This is a genomic window from Streptomyces sp. NPDC051740 (assembly GCF_044453165.1).
GTDB lineage: Bacteria > Actinomycetota > Actinomycetes > Streptomycetales > Streptomycetaceae > Streptomyces > Streptomyces atrovirens.
Map to the genome: position 1 here is coordinate 62,316 of NZ_JBITCL010000012.1, position 18,237 is coordinate 80,552.

Here is an 18,237-nt window from a genome sequence, read left to right on the forward strand (position 1 = left end):
ATGGCAGAGCCGGCGAAGGACAGGACGAAGGACAGGAAGCCCCTCTCCGCCGGCGCCAGGCAGGAGCGCCGACTGGGCTGGCTGCTGTGCGCACCGGCCGTCCTGGTCATGGTCGCCGTGACCGCCTACCCCATCGGCTACGCGGTCTACCTGTCCCTCCAGCGCTACGACCTGCGCTTCCCGGCACGGGCCGAGTTCGTGGGCCTGAGCAACTACGGCGCGGTGCTGTCCTCCCCGTTCTGGTGGGACGCCTTCTGGGTCACGGTGTTCCTCACCGCCGTGTCCGTGACGATCGAGCTCGTCCTCGGCATGGGCCTGGCCCTGGTGATGCACCGCACGCTCTTCGCGCGCGGTACGGTGCGCACCGCGGTCCTCGTCCCGTACGGCATCGTCACCGTCGTCGCCGCCTTCTCCTGGCAGTACGCCTGGACCCCCGAACTCGGTTACCTCGCCGAGCTGTTGCCCAGCGGCGACGCCCCGCTCACCGAACAGTGGCCCGCGCTGTGGCTGATCGTCCTCGCCGAGGTGTGGAAGACCACCCCGTTCATGGCGCTGCTCCTGCTGGCCGGCCTCGCCCTCGTCCCCGAGGAGACCCTCAAGGCGGCGATGGTCGACGGCGCCACTTCCTGGCAGCGGTTCACCAAGGTCATGCTGCCGCTGATGAAACCGGCCATCCTGGTCGCCCTGCTCTTCCGCACCCTGGACGCGTTCCGGATCTTCGACAACATCTACGTCCTGACCTCGGGCGCCCACGGCACCGGCTCCCTGTCGATCCTCGGCTACGACAACCTGTTCACCGCGCTGAACCTGGGCATCGGGTCGGCGATCTCGGTCCTGATCTTCCTCTGCGTCGGGATCATCGCCTTCACCTTCGTCAAGCTGTTCGGCGCCGCCGCACCGGGCGCGGAGGTGAAGCGCTGATGGCCGCCGCGGGCACGTCGCACGCCACCCGGTGGGGTTTCGTCAACGTCGTGGTGGTGCTGTACGCCCTGTTCCCGGTGTGGTGGATCGCCGCGCTGTCGTTCAAGGACCCCGGCACCCTCACCGACGGCGACTACATCCCGCGGGACTGGACCTTCGAGAACTACCGGGGCATCTTCCAGACCCCCGAGTTCACCCGGGCGCTGATCAACTCGATCGGCATCGCCCTGATCGCCACCGTGATCGCGGTGGTCCTCGGCACCATGGCCGCCTACGCCGTGGCCCGGCTGCGGTTCCCCGGCAAACAGCTCCTGATCGGCATGTCGCTGCTCATCGCCATGTTCCCGCCGATCTCCCTGGTCTCTCCCTTGTTCAACATCGAGCGGATCATCGGGATCTTCGACACCTGGCCCGGGCTGATCATCCCGTACATGACCTTCTCGCTGCCGCTGGCGATCTACACCCTGTCGGCGTTCTTCCGGGAGATCCCCTGGGACCTGGAGAAGGCCGCCAAGGTGGACGGTGCCACGCCCGCGCAGGCCTTCCGGCTGGTCATCGTGCCGCTCGCCGCGCCCGGCGTGTTCACCACCGCCATCCTCGTCTTCATCTTCTGCTGGAACGACTTCCTGTTCGCGATCTCGCTGACCTCCACCGAGTCCGCGCGCACGGTCCCCGCCGCGATCGCGTTCTTCACCGGCAGCTCGCAGTTCCAGCAGCCCACCGGGTCGATCGCCGCCGCCGCCGTGGTGATCACCGTCCCGATCATCATCTTCGTCCTGCTCTTCCAGCGGCGGATCGTCGCCGGACTGACCTCCGGGGCGGTCAAGGGATGAGCGTGAAGGCAAGGAGGCGCCGCCCATGGCCGAGATCGTCCTAGAGGGAGTCACCAAGCGCTATCCCGACGGCTCCCTCGCCGTGCGGGAGGTGGACCTCGACATCGCCGACGGCGAGTTCGTGATCCTGGTCGGCCCGTCCGGCTGCGGCAAGTCGACCACCCTGAACATGATCGCCGGGCTCGAGGACATCACCGAGGGCACCCTGCGCATCGGCGGCCGGGTCGTCAACGACCTCGCCCCCAAGGAGCGCGACGTCGCCATGGTGTTCCAGAGCTACGCCCTGTACCCGCACATGAGCGTGCGGGAGAACATGGGCTTCCCGCTGCGGCTGGCCAAGGTGGACAAGGCCGTCATCGACAGCAAGGTCGAGGAGGCCGCCCGGGTGCTCGACCTGAGCGAGTTCCTGGACCGCAAACCCGCCAACCTCTCGGGCGGACAGCGCCAGCGGGTGGCGATGGGACGGGCGATCGTCCGTGACCCCAAGGCGTTCCTCATGGACGAGCCGCTGTCCAACCTGGACGCCAAGCTCCGGGTGCAGATGCGCACCCAGATCTCCCGGCTGCAGCGCCGCCTGGGCACCACCACCGTGTACGTCACCCACGACCAGACCGAGGCGATGACGCTCGGCGACCGGGTCGTGGTGATGCGGCAGGGCCTGGTCCAGCAGGTCGGCACCCCCGCCCAGCTCTACGACAAGCCGCGCAACCTGTTCGTCGCGGGCTTCATCGGCTCCCCGGCGATGAACTTCCTGGGCGCCTCCCTGTCCGGCGGCCTCCTGCGCACCCCGCTGGGCGACCTGCCGCTCGACGACCGTATGCGCCGGGTGCTGGAGCGGCGGGACGCCCCGCGCGAGGTGATCGTCGGGCTGCGCCCCGAGGCCTTCGAGGACGCGAGCCTGGCACGGGAGACCGGCGGTCCCGTCGTCACCGCCACCGTGGACGTGCTGGAGTCACTGGGCTCCGACGCGTACGTCTACTTCAGCGCGGAGGGCGGTCCGGTGACCACCGCCGAACTGGAGGAACTCGCCGCGGACTCGGGCGCGCGCGACACCGGGGCCGGGGGAACCCAGCAGATCGTGGCCCGGCTGAACGCCGCCACCCAGGCCCGCGAGGGCGCCCCCGTCGAACTCCGGGTCGACATGGGCAAGGCCCATGTCTTCGACCCGTCGACCGGCACCAACCTCACCCACGCGGGGAGCTAGGGGGTGTCGTTTGGATCGTGCCGGGGTCGCGGGCCCTGGCACGCGTATCTGCCGCGTTGTCGTCGGTTGCCAGGGCTCCGCCCTGGCGCCCTCCTCCGCCTTGCAGCCGCACGCACCAGACCCCGCTCGGGTCGGCCACAAGGTGCTGCCATCCGAAGCCGGCCTGATCCAAACGACACCCCCCCCAGGGCGCCTCCGCGTCAGATCACGCAGCCCGCGTGGGCCAGTGCCTGCTTCAGCAGCACCCCGTGACCGCCCGGCATCTCGCTCTGCACCGCCTGCGACACGGCCTCCTGCGGGCTGAACCACACCAGGTCGAGGGCGTCCTGCCGGGGCCGGCAGTCACCCGTCACCGGCACGATGTACGCCAGCGACACCGCGTGCTGACGGGGGTCGTGGAACGGGGTGATGCCCTGCGTGGGGAAGTACTCCGCGACCGTGAACGGCTGCAGCGACGCCGGGACGCGCGGCAGCGCCACCGGGCCGAGGTCCTTCTCCAGATGGCGCAGCAGGGCGTCCCGGACCCGTTCGTGGTGCAGCACCCGGCCGGAGACCAGAGTCCGGCTGACCGTTCCGTCGGGCCCGATGCGCAGCAGCAGACCGACGCTGGTGACTTCACCGCTGTCGTCGACGCGCACGGGCACGGCCTCGACGTACAGGATCGGCATCTGGGCGCGTGCCATCCCCAGGTCGTCGGAGGACAGCCAGCCCGGCGTGGTTTCGGTCATGTCAGACATTGCTTGATCATACTTTCAGCGGTCAGGGCTTCACGGCCACCGCGCCGTACTGCGGCACCGCGACGGCGGAGTCGGAGGCGGCGTGCCACTGCGAGCAGGACACCAGACCGGGCTCCACCAGTTCCAGCCCCTCGAAGAACGCGGTGATGTCCGCGGCGCTCCGGGCGGTGATCGGGGGAGTGGCGTTCGCGTTCCAGAACTCCATGGCCGGGACCTGCAGTTCACCGCCGACCTCGGGGTCGTACGTGGGGTGGGTGAGGACCAGGAAGCTGCCGGAGGGCACCGACGACATGATCCGGCGGGTGATCTCCCGGGCCTTGTCGGTGTCGAGCACGAAGTTGAGGATCCCCAGCATCATCACCGCGACGGGCCGCGTGACGTCCAGGGTCCCGGCGGCGCGTTCCAGTATGGCGTCCGGGTCGTGCACGTCGGCGTCGATGTAGTCGGTGACGCCCTCGCGCGTGCCGGTCAGCAGGGTGCGGGCGTGGACGAGCACGATCGGGTCGTTGTCGACGTAGACGATCCGCGAGTCCGGCGCGATCCGCTGCGCGATCTCATGGGTGTTGTCCGCCGTCGGCAGGCCGGTGCCGATGTCGAGGAACTGCCGCACACCGCGCTCGCGGGTCAGATACGTCACCGCCCGGCCCAGGAAGTCCCGGTCCGCGCGGGCTATGTCCCGGATCACCGGGTTGATCGAGGCGACGCGGTCACCGACCTGCTGGTCGACCTCGTAGTTGTCCTTGCCGCCGATCCAGTAGTTCCACACGCGCGCGTTGTGCGCCACACCGGTGTTCAGCCTCGCCGAGCCGCTCGGCGGGGTGTGGCTCTCACTCACGGTCTCTCCCTCTCCCTCACCCGTACGGCCGTGATCGGGCCGCCGCGGCCATTGTGCCGCGTGGTGATCACGTTGTCCCGCGAATGGGGGAGTGGAAAAGCCCTGTTGACGTGAGGTCACATGTCCTCGGCCCGGCTGAGTGTGTCCTCGGCCACGTGCTTGTCGATCGCCGCACGGACCAACGCCGCCGCCAGGACGGCCGGTTCGGTGCGTCCCGCGAGGGCGAGGAGCCGGTCCTGGTCCTGTGGCAGTCCCAACCGCCGCGCGCCGTCAAGGGCCTTGGCGTCCAGCAGTGGTGCCGCCTCCGGCCAGACGCGCTGGACCTCGCGCAGGAAGATGTCGGCGCCCGCCGGGCCCACACCGGGGAACTCCCGCAGCAGACGGCGCAGTTCGCCGACGTCGCCGTCCGCCTCCTCGCGGAGTCCGCGCAGGTCGCCGCCCCAGCGTTCGGTCAGCAGTTCGGCTCCGTCGCCCAGTTGGGTCGCGGTGCGCTCGTCGTAGCGCCGGTAGCCGCCCCGGCCGAGCGCGTCCACCCGTTCCTGCCAGTCGGCCTCCGCCATGCGGCGGGGGTCGCGCAGCCCCGCCTCGTGCAGGGCACGGGCGGAGGCCACGGCGATCGACCCCTTGATACGGGCGCTGAGCAGATGGGCCAGCACCAGCAGTCGGTACAGCGGCTGCGGGGTGTCCTTCAGCCCGATGCCCGCCTCCTCCGCGTACGTCCGGCCGTGCGCGTCGACGAGGGCACGGACCACCCGCTCGTCCCGGCCGGCCACGGCGGTTACGGCTTGAGGGGGTCGTGGCCGAGGGTCATCAGACGGTGCCGGCGGGGCGTGTCCTCGGCCACGGGCTCGTTCTCCGGGTCCGTCTGCGCCGTGACGGCGTCCACGACCTCCTCCATCACCCGCAGATCGTCCTCGGTGAGGTCGGTGCGGCGTTTCTGCAGGATGGCGAGGACGTGCTGTCCCGTCTCGCTGCCCGCCCGGTCCGGCAGGGGCTCGGTCGTCTCGCCGGCGTCGCTCACCCGCAGCCAGGCCGCCAGTTCCGCCGAGGTCATGTTCACCACGCGGTGGAAGTCGTCCCACAGCGCGTCCATCTCGAGGGCGTCGCTCATGATGTGCCCCTTACGTGCGTGTGCTTCGGTGCCATGACGGTCAGGACTCGCCGGGGAAGTTCTCCGCCTCGAACATCCAGCGCTGCTTCTCCAGTTCGGCGGTGATCGAGATCAGCAGGTCCTGGGTGACCAGGTCCGCCTTCTCGGTGGCGTCGATGCGCTCGCGCAGGCGCACGACGGCCACGCCGAGCGCCTCCGTCATCACCTCCACGGCCTGGGAGTCGCGCAGCCAGCCCTCGTTCGGGGCCGGCAGCGAGAAGACCTTGGCGATGGTCTCCGGGCGGCCGTCCGGCGGCACACCGAGCGCCGCGGCCCGTTCCGCCACCGTGTCGGCGTGGGTGCGCGCGGCGGAGACCACCTCGTCCAGCTGGAGGTGGATGGAACGGAACCGCGGACCCACGACGTTCCAGTGCGCCTGCTTCCCGATCAACGACAGCCCGAGCAGGTCCACCAGGGTGTCCTGGAGGGCCTCGCAGGAAACCCGACGGGCCTCGTCGGGCAGGGTGCTCCTCACAACGGTCATGGGGTGCTGTTCCTCCTTCTCGAATCGTCCGTGGTCCGACGGAGCAGTGCCTCGCGCTCGTCCTCGCCGGTGCCGCCCCGGACGCCCGAGGTCGGACCGCTGTCGAGCGCGAAGCCGAGACACTGCGGGGTCACCCGGCACCGCGCGCAGACGCGCCTGGCGGCGGCGAGGTCCCGCAGCGCCGGCCCCGTCGATCCGACGGGGAAGAACAGCTCCGGGTCCTCTCCCACACAGGCCGCGCTCCGCGACCACTCCATGAACGCGCGGGTGCCCTTGGCCCTCGGGCGCAAACCCGGCCCCTGGCCGGTGGGGAGCTTCCCAGGGAGCCGCCCGGCGGTCTATAGTCAAAAACTAGCGGTGCTAATTAAGAGTAGTCGCCGATCCCACAGCACAGCCATCGGCATCGGTCAGGAGTCCCCTCGTGCGTCCCGTCCACTTCGCGGCCGCCCGCCGCACCCCCATCGGCAAACTGCGCGGAGCCCTCTCCACCGTACGGCCCGACGACCTCGCCGCCGCCGTGATCCGCGGCCTGGTCGCCGACGTGCCCGAGCTGGACCCGGCCCGCGTCGACGAGGTCTACTGGGGCGCCGCCAACCAGGCCGGCGAGGACAACCGCAACGTCGCCCGCATGGCCGCGCTGCTCGCCGGGCTCCCCGAGTCCGTTCCGGGCGCCACGGTCAACCGGCTGTGCGCCTCCGGCCTCGAGGCCGTCACCACCGCCGCCCGCACCATCGCGGCCGGCGAGGCCGACATCGTCGTCGCCGGCGGCTCCGAGTCGATGAGCCGCGCCCCGTTCGTCCTGCCCCGTCCCGACGAGGCCCTCCCGCACCGCATGGAGACCGCCGACACCCGCCTCGGCTGGCGGCTGGTCAACCCCGCGATGAAGGACCTCCACGGGGTGCTGGCCATGGGCGAGACGGCCGAGGAGGTCGCCGCCCGGTACGGCATCCCGCGCGAACGCCAGGACGAGTTCGCCCTGCGCAGCCACCAGCGCGCCGCCGAAGCCCGCAGACACGGCCACTTCGACGACGAACTCCTGCCCGTGACCCGCCCGGACGGGGTGGTCGTCGACACCGACGAGTGCGTCCGCGAGGACACCTCGATCGAGAAGCTGGGCCGGCTGAAGCCGGTGTTCCGCGCGGGCGGTTCGGTCACCGCGGGCAACGCCTCCCCGATGAACGACGGCGCCGCCGGCCTGATCCTGGTCAGCGAGGAGGCCCTGAACGAGCTCGGCCTGGAGTCGCTCGGCCGCTACGTCGCCGGCGCCTCCGCCGGAGTCCACCCGGACGTCATGGGCATCGGCCCCGTCCCCGCCACCCGCAAGGTGCTCGCCCGCGCCGACTGGGCGATCGGCGACCTCCAGGAGGCCGAGTTCAACGAGGCGTTCGCGGCCCAGGCCCTGGCCTGCGTCGACCAGCTCGGCATCGACCCCGGCCTGGTCAACCCCAGCGGCGGCGCCATCGCGCTCGGCCACCCGCTGGGCTGCTCCGGTGCCCGCATCCTCACCACCCTGCTGCACCGCATGCGCCGCACCGGCGCCGAACGCGGACTGGCCACCATGTGCGTGGGCGTGGGGCAGGGCAGCGCGGTGCTGGTCGAGAGGCACTGACCAGCGCCCCGGGCGCCATCAGGCGAGACGGTCCTTACCGGCGTCGATTGCCTGCGCATAGCATCTGTCCTCGCAATGAACATGATGACGCTCTGGCACCTCAGCGGCTGGGAATTCGCCGTGCTCGCCTTCGCGGCCCTGCTCGTCGGCTTCTCCAAGACCGCCGTCAGCGGGGCCAACACGGTCAGCCTCGCCGTCTTCGCCGCCGTGCTGCCCGCCAAGGCCTCCACCGGCGTCCTGCTGCCCATCCTGATCGCCGGGGACGTGCTCGCCGTCCTCACCTACCGCCGGCACGCCCACTGGCCCACGCTGTGGCGGCTGTTCCCGGCGGTCGCGGCGGGCGTCGTCGTGGGAACCCTGTTCCTGGTGTGGGCGGACGACGGGATCGTACGGGTCTCCATCGGGGCGATCCTGCTGCTGATGGCCGGGGTGACGGTGTGGCGGCGGCGGACGGCCGACGCGGAGAAGGAGCCCGACGGGGTCACCACCCGGGCCGGCCGCGCCAAGGCCCGCTCCTACGGCGTCCTCGGCGGCTTCACCACCATGGTCGCCAACGCGGGCGGCCCGGTGATGTCGATGTACCTGCTCTCCGCGGGCTTCCGGAAACTCGGCTTCCTGGGCACCTCGGCGTTCTTCTTCCTGATCGTCAACACCTCCAAGCTGCCCTTCAGCGCCGGTCTCGGCCTGATCGACGCCGACTCGCTCCTCCTCGACGCGGCGCTCGTGCTGTTCGTGGTGCCCGGCGCGTTCCTCGGCACATGGGCGGTGAGCAGGATCAACCAGCGGCTCTTCGAACGGCTGGTGATCGCGGCGACGGTGGTGGGCGGCGTCCAGCTACTGGTGCCCTGAGCGGGGCCCGGCCGGTTCGTTGCGCCCGTTCGGCCCGTCCGGGTCCGTGTGCGGTGCGGCCGGCCGCTGCGGGTCGTGCGGGGCCCCGTACGGGCGGTGGAGCCGGCTCGGCGCGGCGGTACGGCCGACCGTCGCCGCCAGCTTGCGCAGCCGCCGCCAGTCCAGTCGCGGCGGGGCCTGTGTGACGCCGGGCCGTCTGCGCGGGACCCGGACGCGCAGCGCGCCGGGTGCGATGCGGCAGTGGACGGGGGCGGGCAGGACCATGGCCTCTCCGTCGACCCCGGCCTCGATCTCCGCGCGGTCCGCCTCGACGACGACCTCGGTGGCGGTCACGATGGTGAGCCCGCTCGGCTCGGGGTTCAGCAGCAGGGCGGCGGCACTGATGGCGCCCTCCAGCCTCACCCCGAGGACGCCGAGCGCGGCGGAGTCGAGCCGCTCTCGCCGCCCGAGGCCGAAGGGGTCACCGGTGCGGTACGGATTGTTGCTGACCAGCACGGCCTGCGGCGCGATGAGCGTCGTGTCCCCCGCGCGGGCCACCAGCCGGGGCCCCTGCTGACCGGTGAGCAGGCCGGGCAGCATCTCCAGACTGGTGCCTATCTTGTCGTCGCGGTAGGCGGGGCTCTGCACGATCGCCGCGTACGCGCCGAAGGAGGCGTTGTTCACGAACGGCTGCTCACCCGCGAAACCCAGGTCGACACGGAGCTCGACGCCGTCCGTGAGCGCGTCGAGACAGGCGGCCGGGTCGCCGCGGTCGAGGCCGAGGTCCAGGGCGAAGTGATTGCGCGTCCCGGCGCTGATGACCAGGAACGGGATGTCGTGCTCCGCGGCCACGGCCGCCACCAGCGCCTGTGTGCCGTCGCCGCCGGCGGCGCCCAGCAGATCCGCGCCGTCCGCGACGGCGGCCCGGGCCAGCGCGGTGACGTCGTGCTGCCTGCCGGGTTCGAGCAGCACCACCCGGGCGCCCAGGCGCTCCGCCTTCTCCCGCAGCCGGAACCGGCCCACCTTGCCGCCGCCCGACCGGGGATTCATGATCAGCACCGGGCGCCGGGGCGGCGGCAGCCGCCGCTCCCGCACCTGGGCCTGCCCGCCGCCCGTGCCGCGCAGCGCGAACCGTCCGCTCCACACCGCCAGTCCCCACAGGGCCAGGGACACCGGCAGCGACCAGAACAGGGTCACGGCGAACAGGGCGATCAGTCCGGCCGGCAGACACACGGCGACCAGGGCGGACACCCACCGCAGCGGGCCCCGCAGGGTCAGCGTCCACCACACGGCGGCCGCGCTGAGCCCCGCTCCCGCGATCCCGCACACCAGCAGCAGCAGACCGCGCAGCCCGCCGTAGACGAGGGGGGTCGACACCGCGAGCGCGGCGGCGGCCAGCGCCCCCCGCGCCGCCCATCGCTGGGCGTGATAGCCCCGCCTGCTCCAGTCCACGGCCATGCTTCCTCCAGTCACCCGGCGTCATCGTATGGCGTGTGCGTACGTGGGTGCGGCCGGATGGCGATCTTCGTCGGGCGGGCCGGTGCCGGTCGCGGCATCCGGGCCTCGTACCCTCGGCGCCATGTCCCCCCACGTCCTGGTCCTCGGCGGCACCACCGAGGCACGCGCACTGGCCGGCGAGCTGTCCGCCCGCCCCGGCCTCAGGGTGACCACCTCCCTCGCGGGACGCGTGACCCGGCCGGGCGCGGTCGCCGGCGAGTTGCGCGTCGGCGGTTTCGGCGGCGCCCAGGGGCTGGCGGACTGGCTGCGCGAGCAGCGCGTGGACGCGGTGGTCGACGCCACGCACCCCTTCGCGGAGACCATCACGGCGAACGCGGCACGGGCCGCGACCGCCACCGGGTTGCCCCTGGTGGTCCTGCGCCGCCCCGGCTGGCAGCCGGGCCCCGGCGACCGCTGGCACCCCGTCCCGTCACTGGACACGGCCGCCGGCCTGCTGCCCCGGCTCGGACACCGGGTCCTCCTCACCACCGGCCGCCTCGGCCTCGCGGCCTTCGCCCACCTGACGGACCTGAGCTTCGTCGTCCGGTCGGTCGAGCCCCCCGAGCCGCCCATGCCGCCGCACACGCGTGTGCTGCTGGCCCGCGGCCCCTTCACCGTGGCCGACGAGACGGCCCTCCTGCGCGACCACCGCGTCGACGTACTGGTGACCAAGGACAGCGGCGGCGCGGCGACCGCCGCCAAACTCGCCGCGGCCCGCGACCTCGCCCTCCCGGTCGTCGTCGTCCGACGCCCGCCGCTGCCGGACGGCGTCATGGCGGTCGAAGACGTACCGACGGTCCTGCGCCGACTGGACACCCTCGTCCGGCCTTGAGGCCGGACGGCTCGCCTCGCGCCCGGCCGCGCAGCTCGCGCCCGGCCGCGCAGCCCGCGCAGCCCGCGCAGCCCGCGCCCGGCCGCGCAGCCCGCGCAGCCCGCGCCCGGCCGCGTGGGACGCGGCCGGTCGGCACGTTCACCGAGGCCCGCAGCCCGGGCCTCCGGGCCGTCGTCGTGTGCCGCCCGCCCCTGCCGTGCGGTGTGACCGCCGTCGGTGGCGTCCCGGGGCCCTGCGCCGGCCGGCCGTGCCCGGCAGGCCGGCACTCCGTCCGGGTACGCCCCGGATGGCCGGCGGCCCGGCGCACCCGGCCGGACGCTCAGCCCTCGGCCGGTCTGCGGCGCAGCAGGTACGTGTCCATGATCCAGCCCTTGCGCTCGCGGGCCTCCGCGCGGAGCCGCTCGATACGGGGAGCCGCCTCGGCCAGCGGCCCGGAGACGAGGATCTCGTCCGGCGTGCCGATGTAGGCGCCCCAGTAGATGTCGACGTCCTGGTCGGCGTACGCGCGGAAGCTCTGGTGGGCGTCCAGCATCACCACCACGTCGTCCACGCCCTCCGGGAACCCCTCGGCGAGCCGCCGCCCCGTGGTGATCTGCACCGGGCGGGCGACCCGGTTGAGCCCGGTCCGGTGCCGGGCGACGAGCGCCGACACACTGCTGATGCCCGGTACGACGTCGTAGTCGAAGGCGACAAGACCGCGCTCCAGGATTTCCTCGAGGATGCCGATCGTGCTGTCGTACAGCGCCGGATCCCCCCACACCAGGAACGCCCCGGTCTGGTCCTCACCCAGCTCCTCGGAGATCATCCGCTCGTAGATGTCCGCGCGGGCACTGCGCCAGTCCCCGACGGCGGGGGAGTAGGCCGACCCGCCGGCCGTCCGGTCCCGCTCCGGGTCACGTGCCTCGACGACGCGGTAGGCACCCCCCGGTATGTGCGTGTCGAGCATGTCCCGGCGCAGCCGGGTCAGGTCCGCCTTCGCCTCGCCCTTGTCCAGGATGAAGAACACGTCCGTGCTCCGCAGCGCCCTGACCGCCTGCAGGGTCAGCTGGTCGGGGTCGCCCGCGCCGATACCGATGACATGAATCTCTCGCACGCCCCGAGTCTGCCGCACGCCACTGACAGTGGGTGCACCGCACCCGGTCCCTCCGTCAGGAGGTGCCCCGCAGCCGGGGCGCCCGAGCCCCCGCGTCCACCGGAGCGCCCGCTTCCACCTCGGCGGCCAGCTCGCGGGCCCAGGCGATCACGCCCGGGAGATCGATCCCGTGCGGCCGGTGGCCGGCTCCCGGGGCCCACGCCTCCGCCGCACCGGCCCCGCGCCGCAGCAGCCGCGCCCCGCCGGTGACGTTCCCGCGCGCGGCATGGGTGAGCCCCACGGCGAGCTGCGCCAGCCCCCGCCACAGCTCGCGCTCCTCCTCCGGCCCCGACTTCCAGGCGTCCTCGAACACCTCGTGCGCGTGGAACGGCTTCCCCTCGTCCAGCAGCCGCTGCGCCTCCGCGACGCTCTCCTCCGGCCGCCGCACCACCCCCTCGGGCTGCCGGGGCACCCCCGGTGCGCCGTAGGGCAGGGGCCGCCCGAGCCCGTCCCGCGGCCGGGCGTTGCGCGCCCGCCCCTCGCTGTCCCGGTCCCGCGCGGCGGCCGTCCGGCCCGACGACGTGCTCTCCATGCTGCCCATACGCCGATTGTCCCGCGCCCGCTCCGATTCGGGCCGTGCCGGGGGCGTGGGGTAAAGTGCTGTCCGCGCGATCACGCGGATTCACCCGTGTGAGCGCACCGGGACGTGGCGCAGCTTGGTAGCGCACTTGACTGGGGGTCAAGGGGTCGCAGGTTCAAATCCTGTCGTCCCGACTTTGCGAAGTCGCGGGCCAGGGGCCATTCCAGCGGAGAGCTGGGATGGCCCCTGGCCGTTTCCGGGGCGCTGGCCGAGGACAGGTGCCGTGGGGCCGCCGTGGTGACCGTGACGACGGGGCCGGGAGCGCTCCGTCAGGCCTGTTCGGTGAGGGGTGCGGGGGCGGTCCGTTCCGGTGTGCTCCGGCGCCTCGCGCCGTAGGCTGGCGCCGCCGGGCGCACGGCCCGGTCCGGAGCGGGCGGAGGGGACATGCCGGAGGAGTTGGCGCGGTTCGGACTCGGCGACGGGGACGCCGCGGTGTACGTGGCTTTCGAGGACCAGGACCCGGAGATCGTACGGGCCCGGAGCCGTGACCGGTCGGGGAACGGTGCCGTGGACGTCGCGGCGGGACGGTTCGAGGAAGGGCTCGACCAGGTCCGGCAGATGGCCGGGCGGACGCTGGAGCGGATGGTGTCGCTGCCCGCCCCGCCGTCGACGGTGGAGCTCGAGTTCGGGGTGAAGTTCAACGTGGAGACCGGTGCGGTGATCGCCCGTACCGGGGTCGAGGGGCACCTCAAGGTCAAGGTGGTCTGGGAGCGGGGCGAGCGGCCCCGACGGCCCGAGGAGGACGAAGAGCCCCCGGCCGGGGGCGGGAACGGGGACGGTGCGGCCGGGGGTCAGTCGGGCGCGCAGGCGGGGGCGGACGGCGAGGGCTGAGCCGCCGGCGGGACCGTGGGAGCGGCGACCGGCTCGGCCGCCGGGTCCGTGGTGGAGCCGGCCGCCGCCCCCCTCTCCCCGCCGGTGGCCACGGGTGCGGGCTCCGGCTCCGGCGGAGTCCCGGGCTCCCGGACGGGAGTGCGGGCAGCCGCCGGAACCGGGTTCGAGGTGTGCGCCGTCCCGGACCGGCTCTCCGCCGCCTCGTCCTGCTCCTCGGCCGTCTCCCGCGGCCGACGCTCCAGTTGACTCCGGTACAGCGTCGTGCGTCCCGTCACCGCCGACGCGCACAGGACCGCCAGCATGCCCGGCCCCAGGAGGGAGGCGTCCGCGACCATCTCCGTCGCCATGACCAGCACGCCGAGCGGCGCGTTGGCCACGGGGCCCAGACAGGCCGCCATGCCCACCACCACGTACGGGAGCGGTCCGGCCGACGGCAGGTGCAGCGCCTCGCCGACGCGCCAGGCGAGCGCGCCCGTCCCCGCGCCCACGACCATGCACGGTCCGAAGATGCCGCCGGAGCCGCCGGAACCGACGGTCAGGGCCGTGCCCGCGATCTTCGCGAGCGGGATGGCGAGCAACATCAGTACGGGAAGCCCGGCGACGAGTTCGCGGTCGGTGAGCGCCTCCATCAGGCCGTACCCCGTGCCGAGCACACCGGGCACCAGTAGCCCGAGGACGCCCACGAACAGGGCGGCGACCGCCGGGGCGGCGATCCTGGCCGGTACGGACCGGACGCGGTCCTCGGTGCGCAGGTGCACGGCGTAGAAGGCGCCGGTGTAGAGCCGGCCGGCCAGTCCGCACAGCAGCCCGGTCACGGCGATCAGGGCGAAGTCGCCGGCCCCGAAGCCCGGTCCGTCCGCCGAGTGCCGCCCGAGGACGGGTGCGAAGCCGTAGCACGCGCCGAAGACCAGCCAGCCCGCGCAGGCCGCCACGAGCGCCTTCGGCAGCACCCGGGCGTCCATCTCCCTGCGGTACAGGAGCTCCGCGCCGAGCAGCGCCCCGCCCAGCGGGGCCTGGAAGATCGCGCCGACGCCCGAGGCGAGACCGATCACCAGGGCGGTACGGGCCTGTCGCCGGGACATGCCGGTACGACGGGCGATCACCGAGCCGAACGCCGCCGAGATCTGCGCGGCGGGCCCCTCCGTACCGCCCGAACCGCCGGAACCGAGGGTCAGCGCCGACGCGACGAGCTTCACCACCGTCGTCCGGCCGCGCATCCCGGAGGGATCGTGGTGTGCGGCGGCGATCGCGGAGTCCGTCCCGTGCCCGCGCGTCTCGGGGGCCAGCCAGACGGCGAACGCGGTGGCGAGGAGCGCGCCCCCGGCGGCCACCAGCGGAACGGCCCAGGGGCGTTCGGAGGGGACCAGTTCACGGAAGCCGCCCTCGGCGGAGGTTCGGTACGGGCGGAATCCGGCGATGTTTTCGAGGAGTAACTCGGTGCACAGATGCAGGAGTCCGAACAGCGCCACCGCGCCCAGCCCCGCCACCGCGCCGATCAGCAGGGCCGGCACGATCCAGCGGGACAGCGGGTCGGCCGAGGCCTCCGGGGAGGGGAAAAGCCGGGCCACGGACCGTGGCAGAGGGTGATCGGCGGTGGAGCGAGGGCCTGTGGTCTTTCGCTTCCAACTCATCGGAACTCCCTGGCTGTTCGGGCCGCGTCGCACGTATTGTGGCCCAGGGGGAGGCAGGCCCGCGCCATCGCCGCGCCGCCTCGATCGCGCTGTCGATGAATCGGTCATCTGTTTGGCGGGGTCGACAGGTGGCCATGACAGGTAGAGGAGCCCGCACAGCTCCGCGCACGACGAGGTGCGGAGACACCGGAGGCGGGCGGGCCGTGGACACGCGTGCGACAGGGGGAGTGCATGAGGGCCGGTCCACTCGAGCGAGGTCCGGACGTCGTACCGCCCGCGAGGGCGCCGGAACCGATGGACCGGACGGAACCGGCGGATCTGCCGGGTCTGCCGGGGGTTCCCTGTCTCCCGGATCTCCCGGATCTCCCGGATCTCCCGGATCTCCCGGATCTCCCGGATCTCCTGGATCTCGCGGGGCTTCCGCTGGAGGAGCTCCTCGACGCGCCGAACCCGGTGCTCGCCCGCGCCGCCCGGCGCGTCCTCGACCGGCTGATGGCCGAGGAGGCGCCGCTCGCCGCCTACAACTCGTCCGCCGTGCCCATCGACGACCCCCCGGTGTGACCGTGCCCGAGCGGTCCCGGCCGCCGCTCCCGTTCCGGGAGTTCCTGGTCAAGGTGCACAGCCGCTGCAACCTCGCCTGCCGCTACTGCTACGTGTACGAGAGCGAGGACCGGGGCTGGCGCACCCAGCCGGCCGGAATGGCCCCCGCGACGGCCGGGCGGCTCGTCCTGCGGATCGCCGAGCACGCCCGCCGCCACGCCCTCCGTTCCGTCCGGGTGATCCTGCACGGCGGCGAACCCCTGCTCGCGGGCGGGGAGTTCCTCGCCCGGTTCGTCCGCGGACTGCGGGCCGCGCTGCCCGCCGCCACCCGTGCCGAGGTGGCCCTCCAGACCAACGGCACCCTCCTCGACGAGACGCTCCTGAGGCTCTGCCACGCGGAGGACATCCGGATCGGTGTCAGCCTGGACGGTCCGCCCGCCGTCCACGACCGGTACCGCCGCGACCCGGCCGGCCGCGGCAGCCACGCCCGGGTGGCCGCCGCGCTGGAACTCCTCGCCCGCCCGGAGCACCGTCCGCTCTGGAGCGGACTGCTCACCACGGTCGACCCGACGACCGACCCGCTCACCACGTACGACCACCTGCTCTCGTACGATCCGCCCGCCCTCACCTTCATCCTGCCGCTCGGCAACTGGACCGTCCCCCCGCCCGGCCGCGTCCCGGACCCGGCCCGGACCCCGTACGCCGACTGGCTCGTCCAGGTCTTCGACCGCTGGTACGCAAGCGCGGGCCGGGCGCCGCGTGTCACCCCCTTCGAGTCGGTGATCGACCTGCTGCTCGGCGGCGCCTCCGGCAGCGAGGTGATCGGCGGCGGCCCGAGCCGGCTCGCCGTGATCGACACCGACGGTTCGCTCACGCTCTCCGACCATCTCAAGACCACCTACGACGGGGCCGACCGGACGGGACTCAGCGTGCACCGCGACCCGTTCGACGCGCTGCTCCGCCACCCGGGCGTCGCGGCCCGCCAGGCCGGCCGGGCGGGGCTCTGCGCCGGCTGCCGGGCCTGCCCGCTGGTCGCCGTGTGCGGCGGCGGCCACTACCCGCACCGCTACCGGGCGGGATCCGGCGGCGCGGGTCACGACAACCCGTCCGTGTACTGCCCCGACCTCGCCCGGTTCATCGGCCATGTGGCACGGACCGTCGCCGCCGATCTCCCGGCGACGGCGACGGCGAAGGCGGTCACGAGGACAGAGGCGGCGACGGAGGCGAAGGCGATGGCGGGGCGGACTCCGGGCCGCCGGGACGCGGAGCACGGCCGATGAGCACCCGGTCCCTGTCCCCGCGCGCCTCCCGGCAGGACTTCTGGGAGTCCCTGGCTGCCGGTACCCCCGGTCCGGCCGTCCTCGCCGCTCTGCGCACCGCCCGCCGCAACCGCAACCTCCTGCTGCTCCGCGTCGCCCACCGGTGTCACCGGGCCGACCCGCACTGGGCGGCGGCGGTGGCCCTGCTCGCCGAGGTCCGACGCGCCCGGCCGGACGTCTTCGCCGAACTGCTCGGCGGCCCGGAGGCCGGCGCCTGGCTCGCGCGGCACGCCCCTCCCCGCCTCTCCGAGGGCGGAGCCGCGCGCGGCACCGACCGCGAACCCGCTGCCGGACTCGCCCGTCTCGCCGCCGCGGCGGCCCTCCGCGCCGGGCTCCGCTTCCGGATCCGGGTGCCGGTCGCGGACGGTACGGCGCTGGTTCTGCCCGGGCTCGGCGCTGTCCTCTTCCCGGCCGCGGGCCCCGGTGCCGCCACCGTCCTGCGCGACGGGAGCGGCGCCGCGGCCGTACGGGACGGAGAGCGGCCGGTACCGGTCCACGGTGCCCCGGCGGCCGGGCCCGACGGCACCGGGGGCTGGTTCCCCGTGCCGCGGCTGCGCCTCGGCGGCCGGGTCGCCGTACGGCTCGACACCCTCGACCCGCTGCGGCTCGGCGGCCCCGAGCCCCTGCCTCCCCGCTCCCTGCCGCCCGCCGAGCACGCGGGCTGGGTCCGCCGACTCGACGCCACGTGGCGCTTGCTGACGGAACGCCACCCCGAGCGGGCGGAGACGGTCGCGGAGGTGCTGCGTGTGCTCGTGCCGCTCACGGAGGAGGACGGAACCGGCTGGCACAGCGCCTCGTTCGGCGACGCGACCGGACGGGTCGCGCTCTCCCCGGTCGACGACCCGGCCGAACTCGCCGCAGACCTCGTCCACGAGACCCAGCACTCGCTGCTCTACGCCGCCATGGACCTCGTCGAACTGCTCGACTCCCCGCCCGGAGCCCGGGCCGACGCCCCTTGGAGCGATCGGCCCCGCCCGCCTGCCGCGCTGCTCCAGGGCAGCTCCGCCTTCCTCGTCACGGCCGGCTTCTGGCGCACCGAACTGCGGCTCGGCGACCCCGCCGCCCGGCGGCCGTACGAGCACAGCCGGCGCGCCGCCGCAACCGCCCTCGCCACCCTCACCGCCCACGACGACTGGACGACGCAGGAGGGCCGGCGGCTGCTCGGTGCCCTGCGCGCCGTCCTCGCCTCGTGGGAAGAGCGGGACCGCTGGGAAGAACGGGACCGCTGGGAAGAGCGGGGCCCTCGCCCGCTCCCGTGAGGCCGCCGCCCGGCC

20 protein-coding genes and 1 tRNA gene are annotated in these 18,237 nt (G+C 73.5%); 11 read left to right on the forward strand and 10 right to left on the reverse strand.

Translation table 11 applies throughout. The features are described 5' to 3' along the window. The 3 genes from ACIA6T_RS20975 to ACIA6T_RS20985 are packed head-to-tail and all read left to right on the forward strand — an operon-like array spanning position 1 to position 2,958. Positions 1–921, forward strand: coding sequence for a carbohydrate ABC transporter permease (locus ACIA6T_RS20975; RefSeq protein ID WP_399447969.1), 921 nt, complete (start codon positions 1–3; stop codon positions 919–921). Beyond that, the gene (locus ACIA6T_RS20980) at positions 921–1,754 is read left to right on the forward strand and encodes a carbohydrate ABC transporter permease (protein ID WP_399447970.1); all 834 of its coding nucleotides are present in this window, start codon (positions 921–923) and stop codon (positions 1,752–1,754) included. The genes ACIA6T_RS20975 and ACIA6T_RS20980 overlap by 1 nt, the downstream gene beginning before the upstream one ends. 25 nt (positions 1,755–1,779) lie before the next feature. Further along, on the forward strand, positions 1,780–2,958 hold the full coding sequence (locus ACIA6T_RS20985) for an ABC transporter ATP-binding protein (protein WP_399447971.1): 1,179 nt from the start codon (positions 1,780–1,782) through the stop codon (positions 2,956–2,958). 200 nt (positions 2,959–3,158) lie between these two features. Here ACIA6T_RS20985 and ACIA6T_RS20990 read toward each other — a convergent pair whose 3' ends face one another. The 6 genes from ACIA6T_RS20990 to ACIA6T_RS21015 all read right to left on the reverse strand — a co-directional run bounded on the left by ACIA6T_RS20990 (position 3,159) and on the right by ACIA6T_RS21015 (position 6,454). Further along, complete coding sequence (locus ACIA6T_RS20990) at positions 3,159–3,686, reverse strand: NUDIX hydrolase family protein (protein WP_399448124.1); 528 nt, start codon at positions 3,684–3,686, stop codon at positions 3,159–3,161. A 31-nt stretch (positions 3,687–3,717) separates the two neighbouring features. After that, positions 3,718–4,530, reverse strand: coding sequence for an SAM-dependent methyltransferase (locus tag ACIA6T_RS20995; protein WP_399447972.1), 813 nt, complete (start codon positions 4,528–4,530; stop codon positions 3,718–3,720). A gap of 116 nt (positions 4,531–4,646) precedes the next feature. Further along, positions 4,647–5,303: an endonuclease gene (locus tag ACIA6T_RS21000; protein ID WP_399447973.1), complete on the reverse strand. Its 657-nt coding sequence runs from the start codon at positions 5,301–5,303 to the stop codon at positions 4,647–4,649. A 5-nt stretch (positions 5,304–5,308) separates the two neighbouring features. Continuing rightward, positions 5,309–5,641 (reverse strand): DUF3140 domain-containing protein, encoded by a 333-nt coding sequence (locus ACIA6T_RS21005; RefSeq protein ID WP_399447974.1) that lies wholly within the window; start codon positions 5,639–5,641, stop codon positions 5,309–5,311. A gap of 40 nt (positions 5,642–5,681) precedes the next feature. Next, entirely contained in the window at positions 5,682–6,164 is a 483-nt protein-coding gene (locus tag ACIA6T_RS21010) for a Dps family protein (RefSeq protein ID WP_399447975.1), read from the reverse strand. After that, a complete protein-coding gene (locus ACIA6T_RS21015) occupies positions 6,161–6,454 on the reverse strand; it encodes a WhiB family transcriptional regulator (protein ID WP_399447976.1) in 294 nt (97 codons plus the stop codon). Before ACIA6T_RS21015 ends, ACIA6T_RS21010 begins: the two co-directional genes overlap by 4 nt. A gap of 131 nt (positions 6,455–6,585) precedes the next feature. Between ACIA6T_RS21015 and ACIA6T_RS21020 the strand changes: the two genes are divergently transcribed. Then, complete coding sequence (locus ACIA6T_RS21020; RefSeq protein ID WP_399447977.1) at positions 6,586–7,773, forward strand: thiolase family protein; 1,188 nt, start codon at positions 6,586–6,588, stop codon at positions 7,771–7,773. Between the two features lie 75 nt (positions 7,774–7,848). Continuing rightward, positions 7,849–8,622, forward strand: a complete 774-nt coding sequence (locus ACIA6T_RS21025) for a sulfite exporter TauE/SafE family protein (RefSeq protein ID WP_399447978.1) — start codon at positions 7,849–7,851, stop codon at positions 8,620–8,622. On the opposite strand, the gene ACIA6T_RS21030 is transcribed toward ACIA6T_RS21025, so the two are convergent. Continuing rightward, entirely contained in the window at positions 8,608–10,059 is a 1,452-nt protein-coding gene (locus ACIA6T_RS21030; protein ID WP_399448125.1) for a diacylglycerol/lipid kinase family protein, read from the reverse strand. The genes ACIA6T_RS21025 and ACIA6T_RS21030 overlap by 15 nt on opposite strands. Before the next feature lie 121 nt (positions 10,060–10,180). On the opposite strand from ACIA6T_RS21030, the gene ACIA6T_RS21035 reads away from it, so the two are divergent. Beyond that, positions 10,181–10,930 carry a cobalt-precorrin-6A reductase gene (locus ACIA6T_RS21035; protein WP_399447979.1) on the forward strand — a complete coding sequence of 250 codons (750 nt, stop codon included), beginning with the start codon at positions 10,181–10,183 and terminating at the stop codon, positions 10,928–10,930. 319 nt (positions 10,931–11,249) lie between these two features. On the opposite strand, the gene cobF is transcribed toward ACIA6T_RS21035, so the two are convergent. Then, positions 11,250–12,023 (reverse strand): precorrin-6A synthase (deacetylating), encoded by a 774-nt coding sequence (gene cobF, locus ACIA6T_RS21040; RefSeq protein WP_399447980.1) that lies wholly within the window; start codon positions 12,021–12,023, stop codon positions 11,250–11,252. Positions 12,024–12,078: 55 nt separating this feature from the next. Next, complete coding sequence (locus ACIA6T_RS21045) at positions 12,079–12,603, reverse strand: DUF309 domain-containing protein (protein WP_399447981.1); 525 nt, start codon at positions 12,601–12,603, stop codon at positions 12,079–12,081. A 99-nt stretch (positions 12,604–12,702) separates the two neighbouring features. On the opposite strand from ACIA6T_RS21045, the gene ACIA6T_RS21050 reads away from it, so the two are divergent. Further along, a tRNA-Pro gene (locus tag ACIA6T_RS21050) sits at positions 12,703–12,776 on the forward strand. Positions 12,777–13,026: 250 nt separating this feature from the next. Beyond that, positions 13,027–13,473: a CU044_2847 family protein gene (locus ACIA6T_RS21055; RefSeq protein ID WP_399447982.1), complete on the forward strand. Its 447-nt coding sequence runs from the start codon at positions 13,027–13,029 to the stop codon at positions 13,471–13,473. Here the strand turns inward: ACIA6T_RS21055 and ACIA6T_RS21060 are convergent. Beyond that, on the reverse strand, positions 13,434–15,041 hold the full coding sequence (locus tag ACIA6T_RS21060; protein WP_399447983.1) for a chloride channel protein: 1,608 nt from the start codon (positions 15,039–15,041) through the stop codon (positions 13,434–13,436). The two genes, ACIA6T_RS21055 and ACIA6T_RS21060, sit on opposite strands and share 40 nt — an antisense overlap. A 357-nt stretch (positions 15,042–15,398) precedes the next feature. On the opposite strand from ACIA6T_RS21060, the gene fxsA reads away from it, so the two are divergent. From fxsA to ACIA6T_RS21075, 3 genes are read left to right on the forward strand one after another with little or no spacing between them, the layout of a single operon-like run. Beyond that, complete coding sequence (gene fxsA / locus ACIA6T_RS21065; RefSeq protein ID WP_399447984.1) at positions 15,399–15,665, forward strand: FxSxx-COOH cyclophane-containing RiPP peptide; 267 nt, start codon at positions 15,399–15,401, stop codon at positions 15,663–15,665. A gap of 2 nt (positions 15,666–15,667) precedes the next feature. After that, positions 15,668–16,924 carry an FxsB family cyclophane-forming radical SAM/SPASM peptide maturase gene (locus ACIA6T_RS21070; protein WP_399447985.1) on the forward strand — a complete coding sequence of 419 codons (1,257 nt, stop codon included), beginning with the start codon at positions 15,668–15,670 and terminating at the stop codon, positions 16,922–16,924. Continuing rightward, positions 16,921–18,222 (forward strand): aKG-HExxH-type peptide beta-hydroxylase, encoded by a 1,302-nt coding sequence (locus tag ACIA6T_RS21075; protein WP_399447986.1) that lies wholly within the window; start codon positions 16,921–16,923, stop codon positions 18,220–18,222. Before ACIA6T_RS21070 ends, ACIA6T_RS21075 begins: the two co-directional genes overlap by 4 nt. Positions 18,223–18,237: the final 15 nt, after the last annotated feature.